Source organism: Shimazuella alba, assembly GCF_009831235.1.
In the GTDB taxonomy this organism is placed as follows: Bacteria; Bacillota; Bacilli; order Thermoactinomycetales; family Thermoactinomycetaceae; genus Shimazuella; species Shimazuella alba.
Genome location: NZ_WUUL01000016.1, coordinates 16,776 through 41,594 on the forward strand (window position 1 = coordinate 16,776; position 24,819 = coordinate 41,594).

At 37.5% G+C, this 24,819-nt stretch carries 23 protein-coding genes and 1 riboswitch; of the genes, 8 read left to right on the forward strand and 15 right to left on the reverse strand.

The window, feature by feature from the left end; translation table 11 throughout:
• Positions 1-522: 522 nt before the first annotated feature.
• Positions 523-1,818, forward strand: coding sequence for a glutamate-1-semialdehyde 2,1-aminomutase (locus tag GSM42_RS18020; protein ID WP_160802937.1), 1,296 nt, complete (start codon positions 523-525; stop codon positions 1,816-1,818).
• 64 nt (positions 1,819-1,882) lie between these two features.
• Here the strand turns inward: GSM42_RS18020 and GSM42_RS18025 are convergent, their stop codons facing one another.
• Genes GSM42_RS18025 through GSM42_RS18035 form a run of 3 tightly spaced genes read right to left on the reverse strand, consistent with a single transcriptional unit; the run spans position 1,883 to position 7,484 of the window.
• A complete protein-coding gene (locus GSM42_RS18025) occupies positions 1,883-2,629 on the reverse strand; it encodes a thioesterase II family protein (protein WP_160802938.1) in 747 nt (248 codons plus the stop codon).
• 12 nt (positions 2,630-2,641) lie between these two features.
• On the reverse strand, positions 2,642-5,773 hold the full coding sequence (locus GSM42_RS18030; RefSeq protein ID WP_160802939.1) for a type I polyketide synthase: 3,132 nt from the start codon (positions 5,771-5,773) through the stop codon (positions 2,642-2,644).
• Entirely contained in the window at positions 5,760-7,484 is a 1,725-nt protein-coding gene (locus GSM42_RS18035; protein ID WP_160802940.1) for a fatty acyl-AMP ligase, read from the reverse strand. Before GSM42_RS18035 ends, GSM42_RS18030 begins: the two co-directional genes overlap by 14 nt.
• Positions 7,485-7,845: 361 nt before the next feature.
• Between GSM42_RS18035 and GSM42_RS18040 the strand changes: the two genes are divergently transcribed.
• From GSM42_RS18040 to GSM42_RS18050, 3 genes are read left to right on the forward strand one after another with little or no spacing between them, the layout of a single operon-like run.
• Entirely contained in the window at positions 7,846-8,373 is a 528-nt protein-coding gene (locus GSM42_RS18040; RefSeq protein WP_160802941.1) for a DUF6557 family protein, read from the forward strand.
• Between the two features lie 26 nt (positions 8,374-8,399).
• Complete coding sequence (locus GSM42_RS18045; protein WP_160802942.1) at positions 8,400-8,987, forward strand: hypothetical protein; 588 nt, start codon at positions 8,400-8,402, stop codon at positions 8,985-8,987.
• Between the two features lie 16 nt (positions 8,988-9,003).
• The gene (locus tag GSM42_RS18050; RefSeq protein ID WP_160802943.1) at positions 9,004-9,309 is read left to right on the forward strand and encodes a hypothetical protein; all 306 of its coding nucleotides are present in this window, start codon (positions 9,004-9,006) and stop codon (positions 9,307-9,309) included.
• A 162-nt stretch (positions 9,310-9,471) separates the two neighbouring features.
• Here the strand turns inward: GSM42_RS18050 and GSM42_RS21070 are convergent, their stop codons facing one another.
• Positions 9,472-9,723: an antibiotic biosynthesis monooxygenase gene (locus GSM42_RS21070; RefSeq protein ID WP_160802944.1), complete on the reverse strand. Its 252-nt coding sequence runs from the start codon at positions 9,721-9,723 to the stop codon at positions 9,472-9,474.
• Between the two features lie 659 nt (positions 9,724-10,382).
• Positions 10,383-10,494: riboswitch (SAM riboswitch) on the forward strand.
• A gap of 71 nt (positions 10,495-10,565) precedes the next feature.
• Here GSM42_RS21070 and GSM42_RS18060 point away from each other — a divergent pair.
• Together GSM42_RS18060 and metA are read left to right on the forward strand one after the other, a co-directional pair.
• Positions 10,566-11,849, forward strand: a complete 1,284-nt coding sequence (locus GSM42_RS18060) for a homocysteine synthase (protein WP_420821012.1) — start codon at positions 10,566-10,568, stop codon at positions 11,847-11,849.
• Between the two features lie 12 nt (positions 11,850-11,861).
• Positions 11,862-12,779 (forward strand): homoserine O-acetyltransferase MetA, encoded by a 918-nt coding sequence (metA, locus tag GSM42_RS18065; RefSeq protein WP_160802945.1) that lies wholly within the window; start codon positions 11,862-11,864, stop codon positions 12,777-12,779.
• Between the two features lie 336 nt (positions 12,780-13,115).
• Here the strand turns inward: metA and GSM42_RS18070 are convergent, their stop codons facing one another.
• The gene (locus GSM42_RS18070; protein ID WP_160802946.1) at positions 13,116-13,361 is read right to left on the reverse strand and encodes a hypothetical protein; all 246 of its coding nucleotides are present in this window, start codon (positions 13,359-13,361) and stop codon (positions 13,116-13,118) included.
• Positions 13,362-13,807: 446 nt separating this feature from the next.
• Between GSM42_RS18070 and GSM42_RS18075 the strand changes: the two genes are divergently transcribed.
• Positions 13,808-14,389, forward strand: coding sequence for a TetR/AcrR family transcriptional regulator (locus GSM42_RS18075; protein WP_160802947.1), 582 nt, complete (start codon positions 13,808-13,810; stop codon positions 14,387-14,389).
• Between the two features lie 94 nt (positions 14,390-14,483).
• A complete protein-coding gene (locus tag GSM42_RS18080) occupies positions 14,484-15,662 on the forward strand; it encodes an MFS transporter (protein WP_160802988.1) in 1,179 nt (392 codons plus the stop codon).
• A gap of 534 nt (positions 15,663-16,196) precedes the next feature.
• On the opposite strand, the gene GSM42_RS18085 is transcribed toward GSM42_RS18080, so the two are convergent.
• From GSM42_RS18085 to cyoE, 10 genes are all read right to left on the reverse strand, one after another.
• A complete protein-coding gene (locus tag GSM42_RS18085) occupies positions 16,197-17,456 on the reverse strand; it encodes an alpha/beta hydrolase (protein ID WP_160802989.1) in 1,260 nt (419 codons plus the stop codon).
• 220 nt (positions 17,457-17,676) lie between these two features.
• Positions 17,677-17,808, reverse strand: a complete 132-nt coding sequence (locus GSM42_RS21075; protein ID WP_275402172.1) for a hypothetical protein — start codon at positions 17,806-17,808, stop codon at positions 17,677-17,679.
• Positions 17,809-17,841: 33 nt separating this feature from the next.
• Positions 17,842-18,378, reverse strand: a complete 537-nt coding sequence (locus tag GSM42_RS18090) for a PadR family transcriptional regulator (RefSeq protein WP_160802948.1) — start codon at positions 18,376-18,378, stop codon at positions 17,842-17,844.
• On the reverse strand, positions 18,375-19,046 hold the full coding sequence (locus tag GSM42_RS18095; protein WP_160802949.1) for an L-2-amino-thiazoline-4-carboxylic acid hydrolase: 672 nt from the start codon (positions 19,044-19,046) through the stop codon (positions 18,375-18,377). The genes GSM42_RS18090 and GSM42_RS18095 overlap by 4 nt, the downstream gene beginning before the upstream one ends.
• A 160-nt stretch (positions 19,047-19,206) precedes the next feature.
• Complete coding sequence (locus GSM42_RS18100) at positions 19,207-19,761, reverse strand: DUF420 domain-containing protein (protein ID WP_160802950.1); 555 nt, start codon at positions 19,759-19,761, stop codon at positions 19,207-19,209.
• 62 nt (positions 19,762-19,823) lie between these two features.
• On the reverse strand, positions 19,824-20,120 hold the full coding sequence (locus tag GSM42_RS18105; protein WP_160802951.1) for a cytochrome C oxidase subunit IV family protein: 297 nt from the start codon (positions 20,118-20,120) through the stop codon (positions 19,824-19,826).
• A gap of 3 nt (positions 20,121-20,123) precedes the next feature.
• Positions 20,124-20,741 (reverse strand): cytochrome c oxidase subunit 3, encoded by a 618-nt coding sequence (locus GSM42_RS18110; RefSeq protein ID WP_160802952.1) that lies wholly within the window; start codon positions 20,739-20,741, stop codon positions 20,124-20,126.
• A gap of 2 nt (positions 20,742-20,743) precedes the next feature.
• The gene (ctaD, locus tag GSM42_RS18115; RefSeq protein WP_338055337.1) at positions 20,744-22,606 is read right to left on the reverse strand and encodes a cytochrome c oxidase subunit I; all 1,863 of its coding nucleotides are present in this window, start codon (positions 22,604-22,606) and stop codon (positions 20,744-20,746) included.
• A 202-nt stretch (positions 22,607-22,808) separates the two neighbouring features.
• Positions 22,809-23,933, reverse strand: a complete 1,125-nt coding sequence (gene coxB / locus GSM42_RS18120; RefSeq protein ID WP_338055335.1) for a cytochrome c oxidase subunit II — start codon at positions 23,931-23,933, stop codon at positions 22,809-22,811.
• Positions 23,840-24,760: a heme o synthase gene (gene cyoE / locus GSM42_RS18125; RefSeq protein WP_160802954.1), complete on the reverse strand. Its 921-nt coding sequence runs from the start codon at positions 24,758-24,760 to the stop codon at positions 23,840-23,842. The genes coxB and cyoE overlap by 94 nt, the downstream gene beginning before the upstream one ends.
• Positions 24,761-24,819: the final 59 nt, after the last annotated feature.

The following is a 24,819-nucleotide window of genomic DNA, read 5'->3' on the forward strand; positions in this document are numbered from 1 at the left end:
AGCTGCATTCACATAACTAATTTTTTTATGGTGTATCTAGTTTTTACAATGAACCTCATTTTACACGAAATATAGTGGAAATAGTTTTAAAAATAAATAAACAACACCTTATTTTGGTGTTATCCTATATAAAAAAACTGCTGAATATAACAGCAGTTTTGGTGTGGACTATCCTCGTAAAACCATCATATCTTATTTTAAAATGTAATCGTTACCATTATTACATGCGAAAATGCATATTTGAGCTCTTCACATTCAATATATACAGACTTACCTTACCTTACATTAACTACAACAATATTGACCTCCTACATATTTTTATTTCGCATAGATTTATTTTAACATAAATTTAAGATCAATGTATATTAATAATTAAAATATTTTTAATTCGTACAAAATTAGCTCGTTCTTTTTCATTCTATGGATTCTGTTGTAAGGCTTTCCTTTCCTATCATTTTATCTCTGATCAACTCAGATGCAGTGCTATAATAGTCAAGGTGTTGAAATGAAAGGAGAAAGAAAATGCATACTACCACTTCACAATCCCTCTATCATGAAGCACTTGATGTCATTGTTGGAGGAGTAAATAGTCCATCGCGTTCTTTTCGAGCTGTTGGTGGTGATTATCCAATTTTTATGAAAAGTGCGAAAGGTGCTTATTTTTGGGACGAAGACGATAATCAATATATCGACTATCTGGCAGCCTTTGGACCTATAATTCTTGGACATGCTCATCCAGTTATAACAAAAGCAATCCAAGACGTTACAGAACAGGGCATTTTGTATGGGACACCTACAGAAAAAGAAGTTCGATTTGCTCAGATGATTCGAAACGCGATTCCTTCTATGGAGCAAATCCGCTTTGTTAATAGTGGAACAGAAGCAGTGATGACCACCATACGATTAGCTAGAGCATATACAGGTCGAGACAAAATTATTAAATTTGCTGGATGTTATCATGGGCACTCTGACCTTGTTTTAGTAGCAGCTGGTTCTGGACCATCTACACTTGGTATTCCTGATAGCGCCGGAATTCCAGCGAGTATTGCAGGAGAAGTGATCACTGTCCCTTTTAACGATCCCGAAGCACTGAGTCTTGCTTTGGATCATTGGAGTGATCAAGTAGCTGGCATACTAGTAGAACCATTAGTAGGTAATTTCGGAATCGTACCCCCACAGCCAGAATTTTTGCAACAAGTAAACCAACTCGCACACCAAGCTGGAGCTCTTGTTATCTATGATGAGGTGATAACTGCTTTTCGCTTTCACTTTGGTGGAGTGCAGACGATGTACCAAGTGGAACCAGATCTCACAGCACTTGGTAAAATCATTGGCGGTGGACTCCCAATTGGTGCTTATGGCGGAAAAAAGAAAATCATGGAGAAAGTAGCTCCAATGGGACCGATGTATCAAGCAGGAACAATGGCAGGAAATCCTCTTTCCATCTCTGCTGGTATGGCATGCTTAACAGAGTTATCCCAAGAAGGTACTTATGATCAATTAGCTAGTATGGGAGAACAGCTAGAATCAGAAATATGGAATGCTGCTAAAAAATATAATCATACTATCCAGTTAAACCGTCAAAGTGGAGCTCTCACCGTCTATTTTTGTGATCAACCTGTAACGGACTATGATGGAGCACAAAAATCAGACAGCAAAAAGTTTGGTCAGTTCTTCCATCTGATGTTACAAGAAGGTATCTATTTAGCTCCTTCTAAGTACGAAGCTTGGTTTCTAACGACTGCACATAGTCAGGAGGATATAAATAAAACTATTGAGGCTATCTATAAATCCTTCAAGAATTTACCTCATTCCTAACATTCTTCTATAGAGCAGATAGAAAGAATAAAAACGAGTGCTAGATTTACCCTAGCACTCGTTTTTATGCAAATCTGTCTCTGGAATTCCCATGAAGTTGTTTGTAGAGTGACTTATGCAATTCGGTTTGAAATATATGGTGATCCTCATGTAAAAAGAAATGGCTTCCTTCGAACATTTGAAGGGAAAAGTGTACAGGGTTCATTTCCTGCCATCTTACTAAATCTCGTTCCAAAATAATATCTTGGACTCCACCATACACTGTAATAGGACAATCAAATTTCTCTGTTTTTTGTTGATAGCCTTCTACTACCCGAATATCGTTGCGGAGAATAGGCAATAGAAATGACATCAATTCTGCATCTTTTAAAAGCTCAGGGTGCATACCTCCTAATTGCTGCAAATCTCTCAGAAAAGAACTATCCTTTTTATGAGAGATTTTTTTCTTTCTAATATGTGGAGGGTATGCACTGATAAGGTAGAGATGATCTGGTTTTGCTTCCACTTGTATTAACTGTCTAACTATCTCAAAGGCAAGTATCGCTCCCATACTATGTCCCAAAAAGAAGATAGGTTCATCAAAAAAAGGCAGTAACTCAGGCACTAAGTGACGAGCAATTTCTTCCGCTGTAGGGATCAGTTCTTCTCCAAAGCGAATTCCATGGCCTGGCAATTCGATCGAAATAATGTCAAGTGACAACCCGAGCCATGCTGTCCATGGTTCAAATATGTGTGGATTACCTCCAGCATGATGAAAACAGACTAACCTTCCTTTCCGATTCATAGAGGAAGGAAAACAATGGTACCACATGTGATCCCTCTCTTATCGTGAAATAGATTTAATAAGATCTTCTAAGGAGCATCCTTGTAAAATAGGAACGATAGAAATTTTCACATTAAGATCTTGTTCCACTTTACTTTTTAAGCGCATCGCTAGAATAGAGTCCAGTCCCAAATGAGTAATAGGCTTATTTAATGGTATTTTACTTACTGGTATTTTGAGGATTGTACTTATTAAACTTGTTATATATTCATCTATTTTCTGTGGCTTTAGGATGTCTTGTTCTTCTATATTTGAAACAATCATTTCTTGCTCCATATCTGAATCTATCCAATAACGTTGATGATCCCAAGGATAAATTGGTAATGAATTACCTGTGACAGAAGCAGTGCCCATTACTGCATTCCAATCAAAGGAAAGACCATTGCAGTAGATTTCTGCTACTGTGGATAGTAATCGAAAGTAGCTAGATTCCCCTCTTTGCAAGGAAGGTAATACTTGAATATCTTGTCTATAAAACTCAGCACACTCCAACATGGGATGGATGAGGGTAGGGTGAACGGATATCTCTAAAAAAAGACTCTTGTCCTCATGAAAAAGAGTCTGTATCGCATCTTGAAACAGCACCTCTTTACAAATATTATTGCACCAATACTTTGCGTCAAGTTGATCACCAGAAAGGAGATTTCCTGTTACAGTAGATACAAAAGGTATACTTGTTTTAGTCGGTCTAACCTTACTCAATCTCTGATATAGTTCTGCTTCTATTTCTTGCATATAAAAACTATGAGATGGATAGGATAAAGTTTCAATAAATCTAGCAAATACCCCTTTCGCTTCCAGTTCACTTTTTATCTCTGTTAAATATGTGATATCTCCAGATAAGACATGGCTGGTTGGACTGTTATACACAGAAATCGCTATCCTGCCTTGCGACTGATCAACCAGATCACGTGCAGTCGTTTTATCCACTTGTACTACTAACAGTCTTCCTTTATTCACCATCTTCTCAGCACATTGACTACGATGGATAACGATATTTATCGCATCTTCTAGATCTAATGCACCAGCAATATATGCAGCTGCTACTTCACCAAGACTATGACCCACCACCGCTGATGGCTTTATGCCCCAAGAAATCCACATTTTTGCTAGGGCTATTTGAATAGCAAAAGAGAGAATTTGCGTTTCCACTATAGTGGTACTCTTCTGAAGCTGATCAAATGTTAATCCTTCTAATAGAGACCATGAAATATCTTTAGGCAGTGCTCTATCTACCTCCAAGATAGTCTGTTGGAAAACAGGATCTGATTCAAATAAATCTTCTTTCAGTGAAATTTTAGGTCCTTGGCCAGAGAACACAAATACAATGTTACCTGCCTTTTTTGTTTGAGATAAATAAATTTGATCGTGTTTTTGGTTTTTTTCCTGAATAGACAACAACTCGATTGCTTCCTCTATGTCTTTTGCTACAATCATCATGCGATCATTATGATGGTCTCTTTTAAACCAAGCATCGGCAGCGACTGAATCGAAAGACAGTGCATCTTTTTTTAAGTAATGTTTATATTGAGATACTTTTGTTTGCAAAGACCGATTACTCCTTGCAGACAGTGGTAGTAGTGTAAAATCACGTTTACTCGATTTAGTTGGTAATTCTTTTGGCAAAGATGGGCTTTCTCCAAGTATGACATGAGCATTTGTACCACCAAATCCAAAAGAACTAACTCCTATATAAGCACGTTCAGGGAGCTCCCTTGTTTTCGTTACCACTTCTAAAGGATAGTTATCTACTGGTATTTGTGGATTCCATTGTTCAAAGTTCAAATGTGGAGGTATACACTTATGCCGAAACGAAAGTGCCGTTTTGATAACACCCGCTATTCCAGCTGCTGCTTCCAGATGTCCAATATTTGTTTTAACAGATCCAATATAAAGTGCTTCCCTACGATCACTTGCATACACTTCTGCTAAAGCCCTTACTTCAATTGGATCTCCGAGTGGTGTTCCTGTTCCATGAGCCTCTACATAATAAATATCAGAAGGTTTTACACCTGCTGCATTGGACGCAGATCTTAGCAAAGCTTTTTGGGCTTGTACATTTGGTGCAGTCAGTCCATTGCTTCGTCCATCTTGATTTACTGCAGACCCATGAATGACTGCATAAATTTGATTCTTGTCTTGTATCGCTTGTGACAAAGGCTTCAAAACAATGACACCAGCACCTTCTCCACGAACATATCCATCTGCTGAAATATCAAATGTTTTGCATTTTCCATCTAAAGCTAGTGCTCCTCCCGATGCAAAGCGGATCGAATTACTTGGAGTTACCATAAGATTAACACCGCCAACAAAAGCTAGCGAAGATTGACCTCTACGTAAGCTTTGACAAGCCAAATCTACGGCCACAAGTGAAGAAGAGCAAGCAGTATCAATAGACATACTCGGCCCATACCAGTCCATCAAGTATGAAATTCGATTCGCTACAATACTAAAAGAATTCCCTGTAAGATAATGGAAATCAGTTTCCTTTGTTAAAACATCCGTATAGTCCTTTCCAGACACACCCATATAGACAGATGTGTTTGTTCCTTTTAGCTTTTCCGCCTTAAGACCAGCATCCTCCAATGCTTCCCATGTTACTTCTAATAACATACGTTGCTGTGGGTCCATCAATTCGGCTTCTCTTGGAGAAATGCCGAAAAAAGCTGGGTCAAACTGATCTATTCGTGGTAAAAACCCACCAAAACATATATGATTTTTTTCAAGTTCAATAGAAGGCCATCTGCCGACTGGAGCTTTTGTTATTTGGTCTTTCCCATCCAACAACATCTTCCAAAACTGTGCAGGAGAATTCGCTCCTGGAAAACGACAGCCGATTCCGATGATAGCAATCGCTTCATTTTCCGAAGAAAAATCTATGCTAGATCTCTCATTAATCCCTTCTCCAACAAGATGAGAGGTGAGGGAATCAATAGTAGGATAATCCCACAAGATCGTGTGTGGCAATTCACGTTCTAACAAATCTTCCAGCTCTCCTGATAAGAGGAGATTGTCTTTGGAACCTAAACCATAGTGTTCCAAAGGTTCATCAACTTTTATGTCATCAGGTGAAAGATACAACGATTCAGCAACACGACCGCGAAGCCACTGTACCAGCTTATCTTTTGTCACGGTTAGCGGCCCCTATTCTTTCTAATTCATTATTCATATATGCTTTTTTTATCGATTGTCGTTGGATTTTTCCACTAGATGTTTTTAAAATAGTTCCTCGTTTGATAAAGACAATATCATAAACCGGAATATGATATGTTTGGGAAATAACTCTACGAATCATATTACTTAGCATTTGCTTTGGATTTTCTACTTCTTTGAGCAACCGATTTTCCAACTCTGACACAACAACCAAACGTTCGGCTCCTGTGTGATCAATGGAAAAAGCAGCAATGGAATTTTTTCGAATTCCAGCATGTACTCGTTCGATTTCCCATTCAATATCTTGTGGAGCAAAATTACGTCCATTGATAATAATTAAATCCTTGATCCTTGCATTAATATACAATTCATCTTCCCAATAAAACCCTTGATCACCTGTTCGCAAAAAAGGACCCTCTTTTGTATCTTTGGTATAAGCATGAAATGCTTGTTTTGTTGCTTCTTCCTTTTTCCAGTAACCAAGGGAGACACATGGTCCCCTTAACCATATCTCTCCTACTAAACCATCTGATAGCTGTACATGTGTTTCAGGGTCTACAATAATAACATCATGATCATAAACACCCTGTCCATTCCCTACTAACTCTCTAGCATGTGGATGATTGGAAACTACAACTTTTGCTTGACCTTGTTCCAATAAAATAGAATCAAAATGTTTATATACCGGATTTTTTCTCCAATCTCCACCTGAAATCATCAAGGTCATCTCCGCAATTCCATACCCTGGATACAGCGCCTCTTCTTTGAAACCAACAGGCGCAAAATAAGTCGCAAATTTTCGTAATGTCTCTGGTCTAACTGGTTCTGAACCATTAACAGCCACACGCCAGTTGGACAAATCAAGCTGATCACGCTGCTCTATTTTCACTCTGTCAACACATAAATCAAAACCAAAGTTTGGGGAAACAGATATTTCTGCTCGATAGTCTGACAATGCTTGGAGCCAGCGAATAGGACGCTGCACAAAATGATAAGGCGTCATCATAATAGCTTCTGCACCTGCGAGTATAGGTGTTAAAATCGTTCCAATCAGTCCCATATCATGATAAGGCGGTAACCAGCTCACCATTTTGGCATCTTCATGGATACCCCAACGCTCTATCATGCGATTTCCATTTTCAATGAGATGTGTGTGATTTAATATCACACCTTTTGGGTTTCCGGTAGATCCTGAGGTATATTGGAGAAATGCAATATCATCTGCTCTCCAATCGAAAGAATGTACAGCAGAAGTGATAAGTGGTAGTTCTTCTATTAAAATCCAGTTCAAATCTGGCGTTTCTTCCTTAGTCCAATCTTTCAACTTTTCATAGATGGCTTGGCTAGTAATTGCATATTTGGCCTGTGCATCTTGAATAATATTAAGCAATCTTCCATATTGCTTTTTCATACTCGGTGGGTATGCAGGTACTGCAATCGCTTTCGCATGCAGACAACCTAAAAAAGCCAGGATATAATTCATGCTGGGTTCTAAGAGTATAAGCACTCTTTCACCTGTAGCACCACCCTGTGCCAAATGGGCACCAATTGATCCCATCTTCTGCTCCAATTCTCGAAAGGTAAGTCGTGAATCTTCACCATCGATATCTCTTAAAAAAGTAAATATCACTTTATCGGGGCGAATGGCTGACTGCTCCTGTATGACTTCTATCCACGTTTTCTTACCCATGTATCGAAAACATACCTCCTTAGGAATGTAGGTTAATTATGTTTTTTAGCGTGTAAATGTTTTATTGTAAGTAGAGTAAATAGTAATTTAGTGAGGGAATGGAAGACAGAAATAATAGTTGATAAATAGGTTGGAGTTTGCGAGATGTGTAATAACAGAATAAATATTATGTTATTACTATTATAAATTATTTCTTTTTAGCATTCAACTTGAAAAGACTGCGAATGTCAGTCCATTCTTATTGCTGTTTTCTGTCTGAAAAAACGAGCAATAATTATGATATTATGTATAAGTTATCTCACTTTTCTTATCTCTAATACATAATGAGTATAAAACTATTCCTAAAAGGAGGATTATAAAAATGATTGTTGCAGGTATTGGTACTATTATCATCCTCATTAGTTTGTTTGTCACCTTAATCATCCGAAATCAAAAACGTAAACATTACCAAGAAGAAAACATTGCCACTATACCACCATTGTCCTTTCACCAACTGATCCAAAACATGACATGGACAGATGTGGAGAAGGAGATGATACGACTTTCTTTAGACAAAAAAAGAGAGCTCTCTCAGATGAAGCTAGCTTATGGAGTACTACTCAAACTAGAACCTGCTAATTATCTAGAAAAAAAAAACTACGAATTACACCTCTATATTAACGAAAAGAGTTCATTTATCGATGTTTGCACCAAAGAAGATGGAGATCCTTATACAGAATATATGATTGATCATGAAGAGTGGCATAATATTCTAGCTTACTATATTTCGTCCAAATCCCTCCTGCAATATGAAAAACCAACTCTCGTTTCTGCTATACTTTATAGTATGACAACAAATGGATTTTCATTAGAGGAACTACACCAAAGTATTGAAGCCCATACAGGTTAAGAACATGGTTGTATGGAGGTCAAGAAATGAAATATTTACGCTATCTTTTATTTATTTTGGTTATCTTTTTCTTATACAAATGTATTGATAGATTCGTTATGGAATTAATATGGCAATTTATACAACAAACTTATCCGATTCCATCTGGCTTCATTTACACCATTGATTCATATGTACCCAAAATACTATCTGTCATTATCTCCATAAGCCTGAGTGGCTGGTTCTTCTCCCTTTTAAAGTGGGAAATACCGTTCTTTGATTTTTATCAAGAAAGAAACCACCCAAAACAACAAGAGCTCTATAAAGTAGCTTTAGCAGAAAGCAAACTTGAAATAAAAGAACAGTCGATGGGAAAACAATATGTGATCCAATTAACAGAAGATGAACTGCTCCATTTTTGGAGTACGTTGGAGGAATTAGACAAAAATCTAGAAGAAAAGGTTTCTTTTGATTTTGGTACTTCTCCAAACAAACACTTGACGGTTCACCTAATCGGAGGAGAGAGTAAGAAATATAAAAAATGGGGACAAAATTTTATGTTTCTCTTGTTTATATTCGGAACTCTAGTAGGCATCTATCTAGTAATTGCTGAGATTTGGAGCCTTATCACTTAGACTAGAGGGGAAAATAATGAACAAATCAACAATCGATCAATCTGACAACCAAATAACGCTACATATGAACAAAGATGATTTGGCTTATACCATCCATGAATTAGAAAAATTACACGAAGAAGGCGGTCAATTTAGTCTTCGTCTTGAGAACGACGATTCATTTATTATTTTTCAGAAAGTCCGTATAGATCAAGACAAAAACTCCGAAGTTATTTATACAGGAACAACAGGTAACATTTGGTCATCTGTGATCTTTTTTACTCTTTGCCTCTTCTGTTCTATCTCTGTTCTATATGGAATCTTTCAATTCTTATCCTCTTAAATAAAAGTTAGCATAAGACAAACATTCCATTTTTGATTGGATGATTGTCTTATGCTAATCTCTTTTTCGTATTGGTACACCTGCAAAAACACATTTGAAACAGAACAATAAAACATATGAATTAGAAAACAATGCTTATATTAAATATTTGATCCTACTAGATTAATTATTCTTTTTTACTGTGTTTACTTCGTATTTTCCTACTTCTATGTTAACAATATATTCCGGTTTTGGATTACCGATTTTTCCTTTATGGCTTACTATATGTGCTTCGCTTTTTTCCCATTGCTTCCAGTGTTCCTCTGATTCCCACCGTACCATAACTACTACCTCTTCTTTTCCTCGTTGCACTTTTATTATTAGAAGGCTAACTACATAATCAGCGATATTGTCAGTTCTTATCTTTCTCATCATTTATTTTGAGGTTCATAATTAATGCTTATCGAAAGATCTCTTTCCTTAGTATTTTCAAGAACCGCTTCTATCTTTTCATATTCATAAAGGTCAAATAAATGAACATATACATTTATCACCATTTCGATCGCTTTAAGTTCCCAACAAAAATCTAATAAAAGTTCTGGTGAATTCAGTTGTTGCTTTAAGGTAGCATGTTTTAGTTCAACACCTCTAAAAATGCAATTGCACTTCTCTGCGAAACGTTTTTGCCTCGCTTTTTTTGTTTATGACTGCCTACGTGGTGATGTTTGTCTTTTTGTTTCAATAAAAACCCCACTTCTTTGGATAAAAATGTATACGTTAAGTGAATGAGGAAATGAAGTAAGATCTCTTACGAAGTTTATCGTGAAGAAAACAATTATAAATACCGAAAAAAATAGGATGTATCAACATCGCGATTGATTGTGATTGTACCTATATCGATAAATTATTGGTATTTTTTAATCCATTCACCACTTCGAAGAGCAATCCGAATAAACTAAATAAACATAGCATTACATCTGAATCTAATTAAATCAAACAATCCCTATCAATAAAATTGTGTTTTATCCCTTGACGCCTGACTGTAAATTCCATATAATCAAGGAAATGAAATATTTTAATCTATATATTTGAATCTCTTATCCAGAGAGGCGGAGGGACTGGCCCTATGATGCCCGGCAACCCTAGTGATTTATTACTAGAAGGTGCCAATTCCTGTAGAGACTGATAGTCTCTAGCAGATAAGAGGAGGACTAGTAAACCCAAAGCCTCTTCTGGATAAGGAAGAGGCTTTTTTGCTATTTCAATAAGGGGGCAAAATGATGAGTACATTTCGACCTGAGACTATTTCTGTGCATGGTGGGCAAGTTCCAGATCCAACTACAAATTCCAGAGCTCTTCCTATTTATCAAACAACTTCTTATGTTTTTAACGATACCCAACACGCCGCTGATCTATTTTCGCTAAAAGAATTTGGAAATATTTATACACGCATAATGAACCCAACAACAGATACTTTAGAAAAACGTGTTACCGAATTGGAAGGAGGCGTCGGAGCACTAGCAACTAGCTCTGGGCAAGCTGCTATCACCTATTCGATTTTAAATATTGCTCGATCAGGAGATGAGATCGTAGCTTCTAGTAGCCTATATGGAGGAACATACAACTTGTTTCGACACACACTACCTAAACTTGGTATACATGTCCACTTCGTAGATCAGTCTGATCCTGAAAATTTTCGAAGCGCAATAACAGACAAAACAAAGGCTGTATTTGCTGAAATTATTGGTAATCCTCAATTGGATGTATTAGATGTAGAGGCAGTTGCCAATATTGCCCATGAAGCAGAAATACCACTTATTATTGACAATACATTTGCTACTCCATACCTAAGTAGACCATTTGATTATGGAGCGGATATTATCGTTCATTCTGCGACAAAGTTTATTGGTGGACACGGAACAAGTATTGGTGGAATTATTGTTGACTCTGGAAAATTCAATTGGAATAACGGCAAGTTCCCTGACTTAACGGAACCTGATCCAAGTTACCATGGAGTCCGTTATACCGAAGCAGTAGGACCACTTGCATACATTATTAAGGCACGAGTCCAATTGCTTCGAGATACTGGTGCTGCCATTTCTCCTTTTAATGCTTTTCTGTTATTGCAAGGTTTAGAAACACTTCATCTCAGAATGGAACGGCACAGCGATAATGCATTACGTGTAGCAAAGTATTTGGAACGGCATGAAAATGTTTCATGGGTAAATCATCCTGGTCTTATTAATCATCCGTCTTATACGAAAACAAAAAAATATTTACCAAAAGGCCAAGGGGCAATCTTTACATTTGGAATTAAAGGAGGATTAGCAGCTGGAAAGAAATTTATTGAGCATTTGTCCTTATTTTCACATCTAGCAAACGTAGGAGATGCGAAGTCACTCGTCATTCACCCTGCCAGTACCACGCATCAACAGCTAACAGAGGAAGAACAAAAAGCCGCTGGCGTTTCACCAGAGTTGATTCGCTTATCTGTGGGTATTGAATCAATCGATGATATTATTGAAGATTTAGACCAAGCACTTGCCAAAAGCCAATCGTAGGAGGAAAAAGTTGTGCCGATTAAGATTCCAGATAACCTTCCAGCTGCTGGAATCCTTCAAAATGAAAATATCTTTATAATGAACGAACTTCAGGCTTTTCATCAAGATATACGCCCATTGCGAATAATAATCTTGAATCTCATGCCAACAAAAATAGCAACTGAAACACAGTTGCTTCGAATACTTAGCAATTCACCCTTGCAATTAGAAGTCAGTTTCCTTCATCTACAAACACATATTGCAAAAAATACTCCCTCAAGCCATTTATCGATGTTTTATCAAAATTTTGATGATATTAAAGACCAAAAATTTGATGGCTTAATCATCACAGGGGCACCAGTCGAGCATTTGGAATTTGAGCAAGTAGATTATTGGGACGAATTAAAACAGGTCATGAATTGGAAGATAAGTCACATCACATCTACCTTGCATATTTGTTGGGGTGCACAAGCTGCTCTTTATTACCATTATGGAATTCAGAAGTATGCATTATCGAAAAAATTGTCAGGGATATATGCTCATACTGTCTCTAAGCAGAATACGAAGTTATTACGTGGATTTGATGATCTTTTTCATGCGCCTCATTCTCGGTACACTGACATCCATCGCAAAGACGTTGAACGAATTTCGGAGTTGGAAATTTTATCAGAATCAGAAGAAGCGGGAATTTATATTATTGGGAGTAGAGATGGAAGACAAGTTTTTGTAACAGGTCATTCGGAATACGATTTGCTCACTCTAAAAGAAGAGTATATTCGAGATAAGAAAAGGGGAATTTCTACTTTACTACCAGAACATTATTTCCCTCACGATGATCCAAACCAAGAACCCATCCAAACTTGGCGTGCTCATGCAAATTTATTATTTGCGAATTGGCTGAACTATTATGTATACCAGGAAACGCCTTATAAACTAAACTCAAACGATTGATTTTTTCAATTTTTTCAAATGAAAAAGGAGTAAGGATTAAAGCCTGACTCCTTTTGCTAATAGTTCAGAAAAAAACTTTGTTGTCTAATAAAGAATTTAGAAAAATATAGTAGTGATGAACGTACTAATGTCAGCTAGTGTTATATGGAATTATTTACTTTTGGAGTGTAGTTTGTTAGCGCAGATCAAACATCCGTATTGGTATACATTATGCCTATTATCGTAACTGTACTAGCTCATTTTATGTTGAACGAGAAAAAACTGTCATAAAGATATGAACATTTGGAGACTGGACAATGTATCTATTGCCCAGTCTTTGATCTTTTAGATATATGACTATTGGCCTGCTGCTTCCTTCTTTAGTAGGGTGATTCTACAGACTTCCGCCGTTCCATCTAGAACTCGGTGAGGTACGTTAACCTGGAGATCCTCGCTTTTAACTTCTTCAATGACATTTCGACGGCTATTCAAAACCGTGATGAACGTCTTATTTACTAGAATGGTATATCCGTTAACACCAAAGCCTCGAAATGTACCCTCTGACTCAATTCGCCAAATCGATTTGAGTTCTTTGTTCATCATGGTCAACTCCGACACAAGAGACACCTTTCTATCTAATAGGAAAACATTTTGGATGCCAAAATCTATTTTATATATATATTTATAATTTGCACATACCAATAAATAAATTTACCCAAAAATTATGGAGATACGTAAATAATCACAGCCATTATTATTGACAGCATTTTTACTTCCCGTATGAGTGCATGATCACAATTGTGCTTGTTTTCTGCAATACAAATCTTCATTTGGTGCACTGAGATCATTCGCTGAATATATTCATTTTTATCTTTATGCAATCTTATTTCTTATCAATCGATACAAAATATATTTGACTAATCATTACAAAATATTATAATATCTGATATAGAGCCATGGTATTTTGTATCAACGGCTATCATCAAACGATTAGAAGGTGTAAGGATGTTATAGTTTACAAAAAGCATGATATAAAAGGATTGATTACAATGAGTGGAAGACCACGTGAATTTAAAAACACAGAAGTAATAGATGCTGCAATGGATGTATTTTGGAAAAACGGCTTTGAAGCCAGTTCAGCCCAAAAACTATGTGAACAAACCGGTCTTGGTCGAGGAAGTTTATACAATGCATTCGGAAGCAAACATGCTCTATTTGAGGCTTCTTTGAAACGATACCAAGAGATTGGTATTCAAGAACAAATAAAGATCCTCGAGCAGCCTGGTCCAATCAAAGGAAGACTTCGTATTTTGATGGAGTGGGCAATCGAATTTGATCTAAAAGGACCAGAGCGTAGGGGTTGCTTCACTGTAAACTCAGCCGTAGAACTTGGTGGAAAAGATCCTGGTGTTGCAGCCTTGGTTGACCATCACATTAAAAACCTCGAACAAGCCCTATGTCATGTGATGGCACTTGGGCAACGGTCAGGAGAAATAAAATCAAAAAGACCTGCTTTGGAATTAGCTCGGCTTTTTTTAAGTAGCTACTATGGACTACGCGTACTTAATAAAGTTGTTCAAGATCGTAATCTGTTACTAGATGTAGTAGAAGGTACCTTAGCAGCGTTATAAAACAAGCGCATTGATTTAGCAAAAGGCTTTTGAACAGCCTCTTTGCGGTTCATTTTGTAATGATCATTAAATAAAGTGCAAAGGAGTTTTTATGATGCCAATTGCTGTCTATATGTTAGGTCTGCTCATATTTGCAATGACCACTTCTGAATTTATGGTCGGGGGAATGATGCCACAACTTGCAGAAGAATTTGACGTATCCATAGCTGATATCGGTTATCTGATTTCTGCTTATGCTGCTGGCATGGTTATAGGTGGACCATTAGTAACTATCGGTTTATTAAAGGTATCACGTAAAAAAGCGCTGATGACACTCGCCCTTAGCTTTTTGGTAGGGCAAACACTAGGTGCATTGGCTACAAGCTATGAGATGATGATGGTGGCGCGAATCATTACCGGAATAGCTTCTGCGGCTGGTTTTGCAGTTTCCATTGCTATTTGTGTGAATCTAGTTGAACCCCATATACGAGGCCGCGCTTCCTCCATTGTTCTGGGTGGATTAATGGTAGCTACAGTGATTGGATTACCGTTAGCAACACTCATAAGCCAACAAGTTGGATGGCGTGCTAGTTTCTGGACAGTTGTCATTTTGGTATTTATTTCCACTTTAGTTGTTCAATGGGTTGTTCCTACCCTACCTAAACCTGAATCCATCAGCCTTCGTAATGAGTTCACTGCCTTCAAAAATCTTAAACTATGGGCTGCATTCACTACCAGCGGATTCATTATCGGTGCTACTTTTGCAGCATTTAGCTATTTTACTCCGATCTTTACAGAAATAACCGGATTCTCAGCTTCTATGGTTCCTATCATTACAACAGTCTATGGAGCTGCAACGGTGATTGGCAATATGATAACAGGGAGACTCGCCGATAAATTCACCATGCAGACCTTGTTTGTGGGTCTGCTGCTGCTAGCAGCTTCTCTCTTCCTTTTTGCACTATTTGCCCACAATCCTATTGTCACTATCATTGCCGTTATTGTGCTTGGTTTTGTTGGAGTTCCGATGAATCCAGCAATGGCGACTCGAGTAATGAGAACAGCTAACACTGGAACATTGGTCAACGCCATTCATGGTTCAATCATCAGCCTTGGTATTGTGATGGGTTCGGCCATCGGTGGACTAGCCATCAACGCGGGATTCGGTCTAATATCTACCTTATGGGTAGGGTTTGCTCTAGCAGCTCTTGGTCTGCTTTCACTTATTCCTTTTATGAGAGAAATAATTCATTTCCCTCCTGCTAAACATCCAACCATAAGAAAAGTTGTATAATATACAAACAATAGTTATTTATAGAAATATAAAAGAAAGAAGAACTGTTTTAACTAGCTCCTCTTCTTCCAGTATATTCAAGAAATCTAATTCTTTTCCTTTATATCGGTAAATAGCTTATATTTAGCGTCTGGGCAGTTACTATCCGTATGAACTGCCCAGACTTTCTTGATAGAGGAACGATAAAGGTACCGATCTTTTTTTACTTACGAGTTACCTTGACCGTATTTCCCTTTCCATCTGTAAATGTCTTTGTTCCTCGAGTAGTCTCCTTACGAAAGTCACCACCAGAGATTTCAACGGAGTCGTTATTGATCTTAAGTTTAACTCCTCGACTCAGATCAATGTAAACACAATTATTTCGGACTCCATGCTCTAGACTGATCTTACTGAGATTAGATTCAACCTTCCACTTTGATGAGAATACATTCCCAATGTCAATCGTTCTGAGAGCCATGATTATGCCTTTCAAAGAGGAGGAATTCTACTAACAATCTTATTTTATGTTATATTGCAAATTCATTCAAATATATACTACTCCACAAATCTCACATCTGGGTGCTCTGGTGAATTCCCATCAAAAATGGTCTGCGTCTGATCTAACAAATGTTGATTAAAAAACGCTGTAATGTAGATGCGAACAGAATGAGCTACTCTTTCCAGATTAGTAGATGCACCTATCATTCCTTTTTGTACTGCATCCGGCACATCGATAACGTTGTCTAGGTACGGAAGGATAAGCTGATGATCCGTAAATGAATAGTGACCGCCAGTTGGGATGTTTAAGTCCCGCTTCCATTCAGTTGTATGCTCCCAAAATGCTTTCCATCCGAGATCCGATTCATGAGTATTTGAGGCACCCATCAATAGAAATGGACGTTGTAATCCCTTGCTACTTGGAGACATAATACTTTCTGTAATTTGTACATTTATTGCACCATCTAGATTTATTCCCGCATCAATACGTTTGTCATTTTCCATCACATCTGCTGCATTGATTCCACCCGCAGAATGACCAAACATCCCAATATGAGACAAATCCAATATTTTGTTCAATCCAAGAGGCATTTTCTTTTTGGCTGCATCTGGATTTCCGCCATTTTTCAAAATGGTTAGTTGATCTAACACAAATTTTATATCTTGCTCTCGTACTTGCATTGCATCTCTAGTCCTTTGAACGGATTGTGCTGGTAATTGTTGTACTTCTACTCTTCCATCTGGAAATTGCACGGCGTCCGTTTCATGTGTGTGGTCCATTGTAACCACGATATATCCATGACTCACCAGTTCCTCTACTTGTGTAGTAGCGGCTGTTCGTGGGACGCCAAAACCTGGAGAATATAAGATTACTGGACGTTTCCCTAACTTATTTTCAATGGGTGCATCCAACCACGCATGTGTTTGGAAGTTAGCCCAATCAATTTGCCCTACTTGTACTCCTAGCGAAGGAGCAATATTTTTGTCGGTAATTGCCGCTGATTTGGTATGCATATAAGGTGCTTTCTTTCCGGTATATTCTTTTTTGGTAGGATACCAGATACTTATCATCAACTCTCTGTTTGGCTTGCCTGTCCAAAAATCTTTTCTTGTTTTATCTACCAGATGTAATTCAGTTGTTCCAATGTTATAGTTTCCAGTAGGTTTTGGCAGTGTGTAAGTAATCTTTGAAGTATTTACCCTCGATGTGCCTTTTTCTTTTGCATCAATGACAGTTCCATTCAGGAGACATAAACCTACGACCGCTGTTAAGCCGATTAACCACTTACGATAGAATTTCTTTTTGAAGTGAAAAATATTTCTTCTCTCCCTTTATCTAAAATAACTCCCTTCAATAAGGGATATTTTTACTATGAGGGATGAAAGAGAAAAATCATGAAAGAAATTCTGAAGAAAAACTTAAGCTTCTCTTCTCGTTTATTAAGAAGTGAATACTGGCAACTACAAAAAAGTCCCCTCCAGCTTTCAGAGAGAAGATACATCAAGTGGTCAACTCTACTAGGATTAGGTATACCGATCATCCCATTTTGTATATTTTTGGTACGTCAATGTCCTTTTCTAAAGAAGGCAAGATAAGCTGATGATCTGTAAACATATTGTGTTTTCCTGCTGTGGTATTTAAATCTCGCTTCCATTCTTTGTATCTCAAAAAGTTATAACTCCTCCATTACCTGAACCTAACTCAAGCTTCATTATTTAACTTTGCTAACAATGATCGAAGCAAATGCAAATCTGCTTCTAAATGAGCTAAGCCGTTATCAAACAGCAAATTCCCCCACTCCGGAACAACTTCTGCCTCCATTTTTAATTTTTTACCTTTATTCCATTGTTGTATTTCCTCTTCTAAAAGAGTGATCTGAGTTGATAAACAAACCTTTCGTTTTGAAATCGGCAAATATTCATAAAAAGTAAGTAGTACATACATAGTAGACGGAAATGCGTGCAAAGATTGTTTCCACCTATTTTCTAGCATATTCAAAAATGTTTCCTTGCCATTTTCTGTAATCGAATAGATAGATCGTTGCCGATTTCCAACCATTTCTCTATTTTTCACTTCGATTAATTTTTCTTGCTCCATCTTTTTTAATGCATGGTAAATGGAACCTGATTTCACATCTGCCCACAAGTCGGTATTGCTTATTTCTAGCCATTTCTGTACTTCATATCCATGTTTGTCAGATTCAAATAACAGTCCAAGAATCATCAAACGAGCATTCATTTATCATCCCTCTTCTCACCTTGATAAAAGTAAAAGGGGCATTTTTTCCCACCAAGTCCCATTGTCTCTGTCCTCTCAAAATAAAATTTATGTTTTTTAGTATCTATACTATCGATCCATATATTATCAAACTCACAGAAAATAGCTGTTAATTCTGGTGCATTATTTTTAGAGAAGAAATTATGATAAAAGCAGTTTGTTACATCCAATAAATAAGCATGTTCATCATCTTGTACTCGTTCAAAAGTAAAGGTTGAACCAAAAAAGTATTGTTCTCTCATACGAGATAAATCAACAATTTGCCTGAAAGGATTTTCTGAATCTAAAGTAAGATTAGTTTTCTCTTTTCCATACTCTCGAAACGGTTCTATAAAAGCTTTTCGGATAGAATGAAATGCCTCTTCTTTTGACCAAACCGATTTTAAAATAAGATAAGTCGAAAGAACTATTGCGACAGTCTCTAAATGATACCGAGAAGGCTCGTCTATAATCCAATCCCTATGATCATTTTGGATTTCTTTAGATTTTAAATTAATCTCTTTTATTATTTCTTTTGATTGATTTATTTCTTTCAATTCTTGCTCGATTACATTCAAAAATATTTGTACTATCATTTGTGTCTCCATTGCAGGATCAGGATGATATTGTTCTTGATTTATTTTTCCCATAATAAACACCTCATATCCAAATTTGTATATCCAAATTTGATTATAGGGTTACTATTATACAAAGTCAATACATTTTGTAAATTTCATTTTAATAGTATTTATATAAAAAAGAAGCACGTTCATTTTTGAACGTGCTTGCATTTTTTCGAAAAAATAACCCTTAATAATAAGGAGATATCATAATATAAACCAAAACACCACTTAAACTGACATACAGCCAAATAGGCATGGTCCATCTAGCAATCTTCCTGTGTTTCTCTAACTTCCCTTGCAGACCAAAAACAGCAGTAAACAATGCAATTAAAACGGTTGGAATTGAAAGAACAATGTGAGAAATCAGCACGAAAAAGTAAATATACTTCATTGGGCCAGAACCACCATAAGATGTACTCGGCGCATTAATGTGATAGAACACATATGTAATGAGAAAAAGAAGTGTTGTTGTAAAGGCAGCATAAATAAAACGACGATGTAAGACAACGTTCCGTTTCAGGATGAAGAAAAAAGCTGTCAGTAAGAAGATAAAGGTAAAGCTATTGAATATAGCATTCATCATCGGTAAAAATGTCAGATCCAGATGGTTTAATCCTTGGTACTTCGGTAAGAAGAAAATGAGCACGATGGCGAGGTTAAGTACGATAGTAATCGTGACAATCCAAGGAGTAAAGTTTTTGTCTTTTGAAATGATGGGTTGATTCTTATCATCCGAACTCACTTATATCACTCCATTACATAATAGAAACAGCCCTCCGTAACACATATGGAGAGCTGTTCTTTTTACATCAAGAGAATACCAACTGCTGAAATAACTGCGATAAAGATACCAGCTATCATAAAAAATGTATAGAAAGCGGTGCCTTTTTGGTCTAGATGCATAAACGTAAATAGTTGCAAGAAAACTTGAATAGCTGCAAATACCAAGAGTAGAGGTATAACCCAACCACTCGGTACTACATCTGAGACAACAATATAGAATGCAGCGGCAGTAAAGGCAATCATCAATACAAAAGATAAAATATGCTTCACAGCACTTTCAGGTTTTCGACTAATAGCTTGATTATTTTCTTTCGCCACTGATTAGCCCACCTTTCCTAGCAAGTAGACGAGCGTGAAGATAAATACCCACACTACGTCAATAAAGTGCCAGTACAAACTACTTACGAAAAGCTTAGGAGCAGTTTCTGTAGTAATACCACGTCGTATCGCTTGCGCAATAAGAGTAATGATCCAGATAATCCCAAATGTTACGTGCGCACCGTGAGTACCTACAAGTGCATAGAAGGATGAGCCAAAAGCGCTGCTCATAAAAGTATGCCCTTCGTGAATGTAATGCAGAAACTCATATATTTCCAAGACTAGAAATGCTAAGCCTAGTACTAAGGTGATAACTAGCCATGTCACCATACCTTTTAAGTTTCGTTCGTTCATCTTGATCATTGCAAGTACACTCGTCAAGCTACTTGTTAGTAGCAAAGCAGTTGCTAATGCTACTAACTTAAGATCAAACAACTCTTGTGTTGTAGGACCTTCTAGGGACTGGTTACGAAGAGCAAGATACGTACCGAATAAACAAGCAAATAGTACTGTTTCAGCACCTAAAAATAACCAAAAACCTAAGACTTTATTTTTCCCATCAAATGTTGCTGTCTCTAAATGATTTGGCATTTCTGTACTAGAATTAGTCTGGTTTGCCATGATTATTCTTTCCCTCCCTTCTCAGGATCTTCTGGTTCAACGTGATAACCATGATCATAGTCAAATGATCGAAGGAAGAGCGCTGCAAAAACGACTACCAAACCAATAGCTGCTGCTGGTATACCTCTTACAATAAAGCCAAATCCAGCTATGAAAAATCCAATGGACATCAAGATCGGAATATAAGAAGGAGATGGCATATGAATCGAGCCTAATGGTTCTGAAGGTGTCATCGATTTATTACCAGCTTCTTTTTCCACCCATAGTGCGTCAAAACCTCGAACCAAAGGTGTCTGTGCAAAGTTATACTCAGGTGGTGGTGATGGAATAGACCATTCCAGTGTACGACCAAGTCCCCAAGCATCTGCTTCTGCTTTCTTACCTTTTCTTAAGGTGTAGACGATATTGATCAAGAAGAAAATCGTACCTATGACCATTCCTGCTACACCAATCGTACTTATCTCATTTATTCTCTCTAAGCCAACATTGGTTTGATATGTAAATACCCGACGTGGCATCCCAAATAGACCTAAGAAGTGTTGCGGGAAGAATGTGAGATGGAAACCGATCAAGAAAGTCCAGAAATGCCATTTTCCAAGACGCTCACTTAACATTTGACCAAACATTTTTGGCCACCAGTAATAGATACCTGCAAATAAACCAAATACAGTACCACCAACAAGAACATAGTGGAAGTGGGCAACTACAAAGTAACTATCTTGATACTGGTAGTCAGCAGGCGGCAAAGCTAACATAACTCCTGTCATACCACCAAGTACAAAAGTTGGGATAAATCCAACTGCCCAAAGCATAGGCGTTTTAAACTGAATTTCTCCACCCCACATCGTAAACAACCAGTTAAATACCTTAATACCCGTTGGAACAGCAATCGCCATTGTTGCAACCGCAAACACAGAGTTGGTAATTGGTCCAAGTCCTACCGTAAACATGTGGTGTACCCACACCATAAATCCGAGGAATCCAATTAATACGGTTGCAAAAACCATGGAATTATAACCAAATAAGCGTTTTTTGGAGAAAGTACTTATCACATCGGACATAATTCCAAAAGCAGGAAGGATGACGATATATACTTCTGGGTGACCAAAAATCCAGAATAAATGCTCCCAAATTACGGTACTCCCACCCATCGTGTAATCAAAGAAATTAGATCCGAAGAGTCGATCGAACATCAACATTAAAAGAGCCACTGTAAGAGCTGGAAAAGCAAAAAGGATAAGCCCAGATGTTACAAATGCAGTCCACGTAAACAATGGAAGACGCAGAAATGTCATTCCAGGCGCACGCATATTGATAATAGTTACGAGGAAGTTAAGTCCCCCGATCAATGTACCAATACCTGATATCTGTAAACCTAATACATAAAAATCAACACCTGGTCCGGGACTATATTCATTTAATGCAAGTCCTGTATAAGAAGTCCATCCTGCATCAGGTGCCCCACCAAATATCCAACTTAAATTAAGGAGTAATCCTCCAAAGAAGAAAAGCCAAAATCCAAGTGAATTTAGAAAAGGGAAAGCAACATCACGTGCACCAATCTGCAATGGTACAACAGCATTCATAATAGCAAATATCAATGGCATTGCTGCTAAGAAAATCATTGTAGTACCGTGCATGGTTAATAGCTCATTAAACGTACGCCCCACAAAAAGTTCGTTACCTGGAGCGAATAACTGTAAGCGCATTAATGTAGCTTCAATTCCACCAATGATGAAAAAAAACAAACCAGCCATCAAATAAAGAATACCAATTTTCTTATGGTCGACAGTAGTCAGCCAATCCCAAGTACGACTACTACGTACACGTTCGAAAAACTGTTTATTATAACCACCAGTAAAAATAGCGGCTAGAAACAGCGCAAGAACAAGAAGAACAATCAGTGTCGGCAAGGTAGTCCCTCCTTTTTGAATAAAGAATACTTGCCGATTGGCAAGTCTTTAAGCGCAGACAGAGGTTAGTAGCACTTATGTACCTCAGACTAGGGAACAAGTCTCGCTTTGTAGATAAGCAGTATTCTTTTACTTATCTAACAAGTAAGAGATCCTATTTTCTACTATCTAGATACTTGATAAGATCATTTAACTCGTCTTTGTTTAAGTAATCAATTTTAGGCATTAACGTTCCTGGTTTTACTGATTGTGGATTACGCAACCAAATTTTTAAGTTTTCATCGTTATGAGGCAGTACTCCGGCAATTGTAGTCCTTGTCGCAAATTTGTTTAAGTTTGGACCTTGTATGTTTGGATTTACACCAGCATGGCAGCCAATACAGTTTTGCTGGAAGATTTTCTCTCCATTTGCTTCTGAAGAAGTGGTAGCAACTGTTGGTGCAGGCTGTTTCATCTGGTCTTTCCATTTGTCAAAATCAGCTTGATTTTTGGCAAATACTTTAAAATCCATCAAAGCGTGACCGCTACCACAGAGCTCTGCACATTTTCCTTGGTAAACACCCGCTTCTTTTGCATCGAGAATAACAGTGTTCACACGACCAGGTACAACGTCTACTTTCCCACCAAGAGAAGGAACCCAGAATGAGTGTAGAACATCTTTCCCATGAACTCGGAAAAGTATCTTTTTACCAACTGGAATATGAACTTCTTGCGCAGTCGTAATTCCATATTGAGGATACTTAAATTCCCACCAAAATTGATATCCGGTAACATCGATAATAACAGTTTCTTCTGCTGGAGGAGCTTCCGCCAAATCAAAAGTGTACTGTACAGTTGGAATAGCAAGTGCGATGAGTGCTGCGATAGGAATAACAGTCCAGATGATCTCCAACTTTGTACTACCATGTACTTGCTCGGGCATTCTATCTTGTCCTTTACGTTTCCGGTAACGGACTAAGACATACACGAAAATAGTAATAACGATTACAAATACTACGGTCATAAGACCTAGACTCCAGTAAATCAGATTCAGCTGAATTTTAGCAGCTGATCCCTTTGGATCCAGAACGCTAAGTGTCGGATCACCGCTACATCCAGCTAAAAGTATCATTACAAGAGATATGAGAAGTCCTATGCGCCATATTCGAAGTCTTTCCACAGCCAAACCTCGCTTTCTACCACATACTAAAATATCTGTCTTACCAAAACATCTACCATCATCAGAAATAGGATCATAGTAAGATAGACTAAAGAATACAAAAACATTTGTTTTGCCCACAAGTCTTCATCTTGTTTTGAAAAACCTTTTATAGCTAAAACCACATAGATAACATCAAGGATAATAGCTGTTGTAAGAAAAGTCCATCCCACAGCATCTGTAGCAAAAAGAAGAATCGTAGCAGGTAACAATAGAATGGTAAAGATGAGTATTTGTTTCTTGGTTTCAGCATTCCCCTTTACTACTGGTAACATTGGGATGCCAGCAGCTTTGTATTCCTTTGCTTTGCGCATTGCAAGTGCAAAGAAATGTGGAGGTTGCCAAAGGAATAAGATGAAAAATAGTGCCCAAGCAGCTAAATCCAATCTTCCCGTTACCGCAACCCAGCCAATTACTGGAGGAACTGCACCTGATATACCACCTACTACTGTATTCCATGTACTGGTTCGCTTTAACCACATTGTATAGACAAACAAATACACTCCAAATCCAATAAACCCAAGTATTGCTGCTAGTAAATTGACTCCAAAGGCTAACACCAAGTGACCTATTACTGTAAGGATTATACCGTATATAAGGGCAGTACGGGGCTTCATTCTCCCACTTGGAACTGCACGTATACGAGTCCTTTCCATATGGGGATCTATATCCCGATCATAAAAATTATTTAAGGTACATCCACCTGCAATAACCAAAGCTGTTCCTATCATCGTATAGATAAATACCATCCATCCGAAAGTATGTGTATACCCTGCTGCTAACAGATATCCTGTAAAAGTTGCAAGTAAGTTAGAAGCATTGATTCCAGGTTTGGTTATATCTATAAAATCTTTCCAAATATCAGCTAGTGTATGCGGGGTTATATAACGTTCAGCGGATCTTTCCATCGTTCTTACCTCCTTCCCAAGAAACACAGGCAAAATGATTTGGTTAATTAGGTTATAAC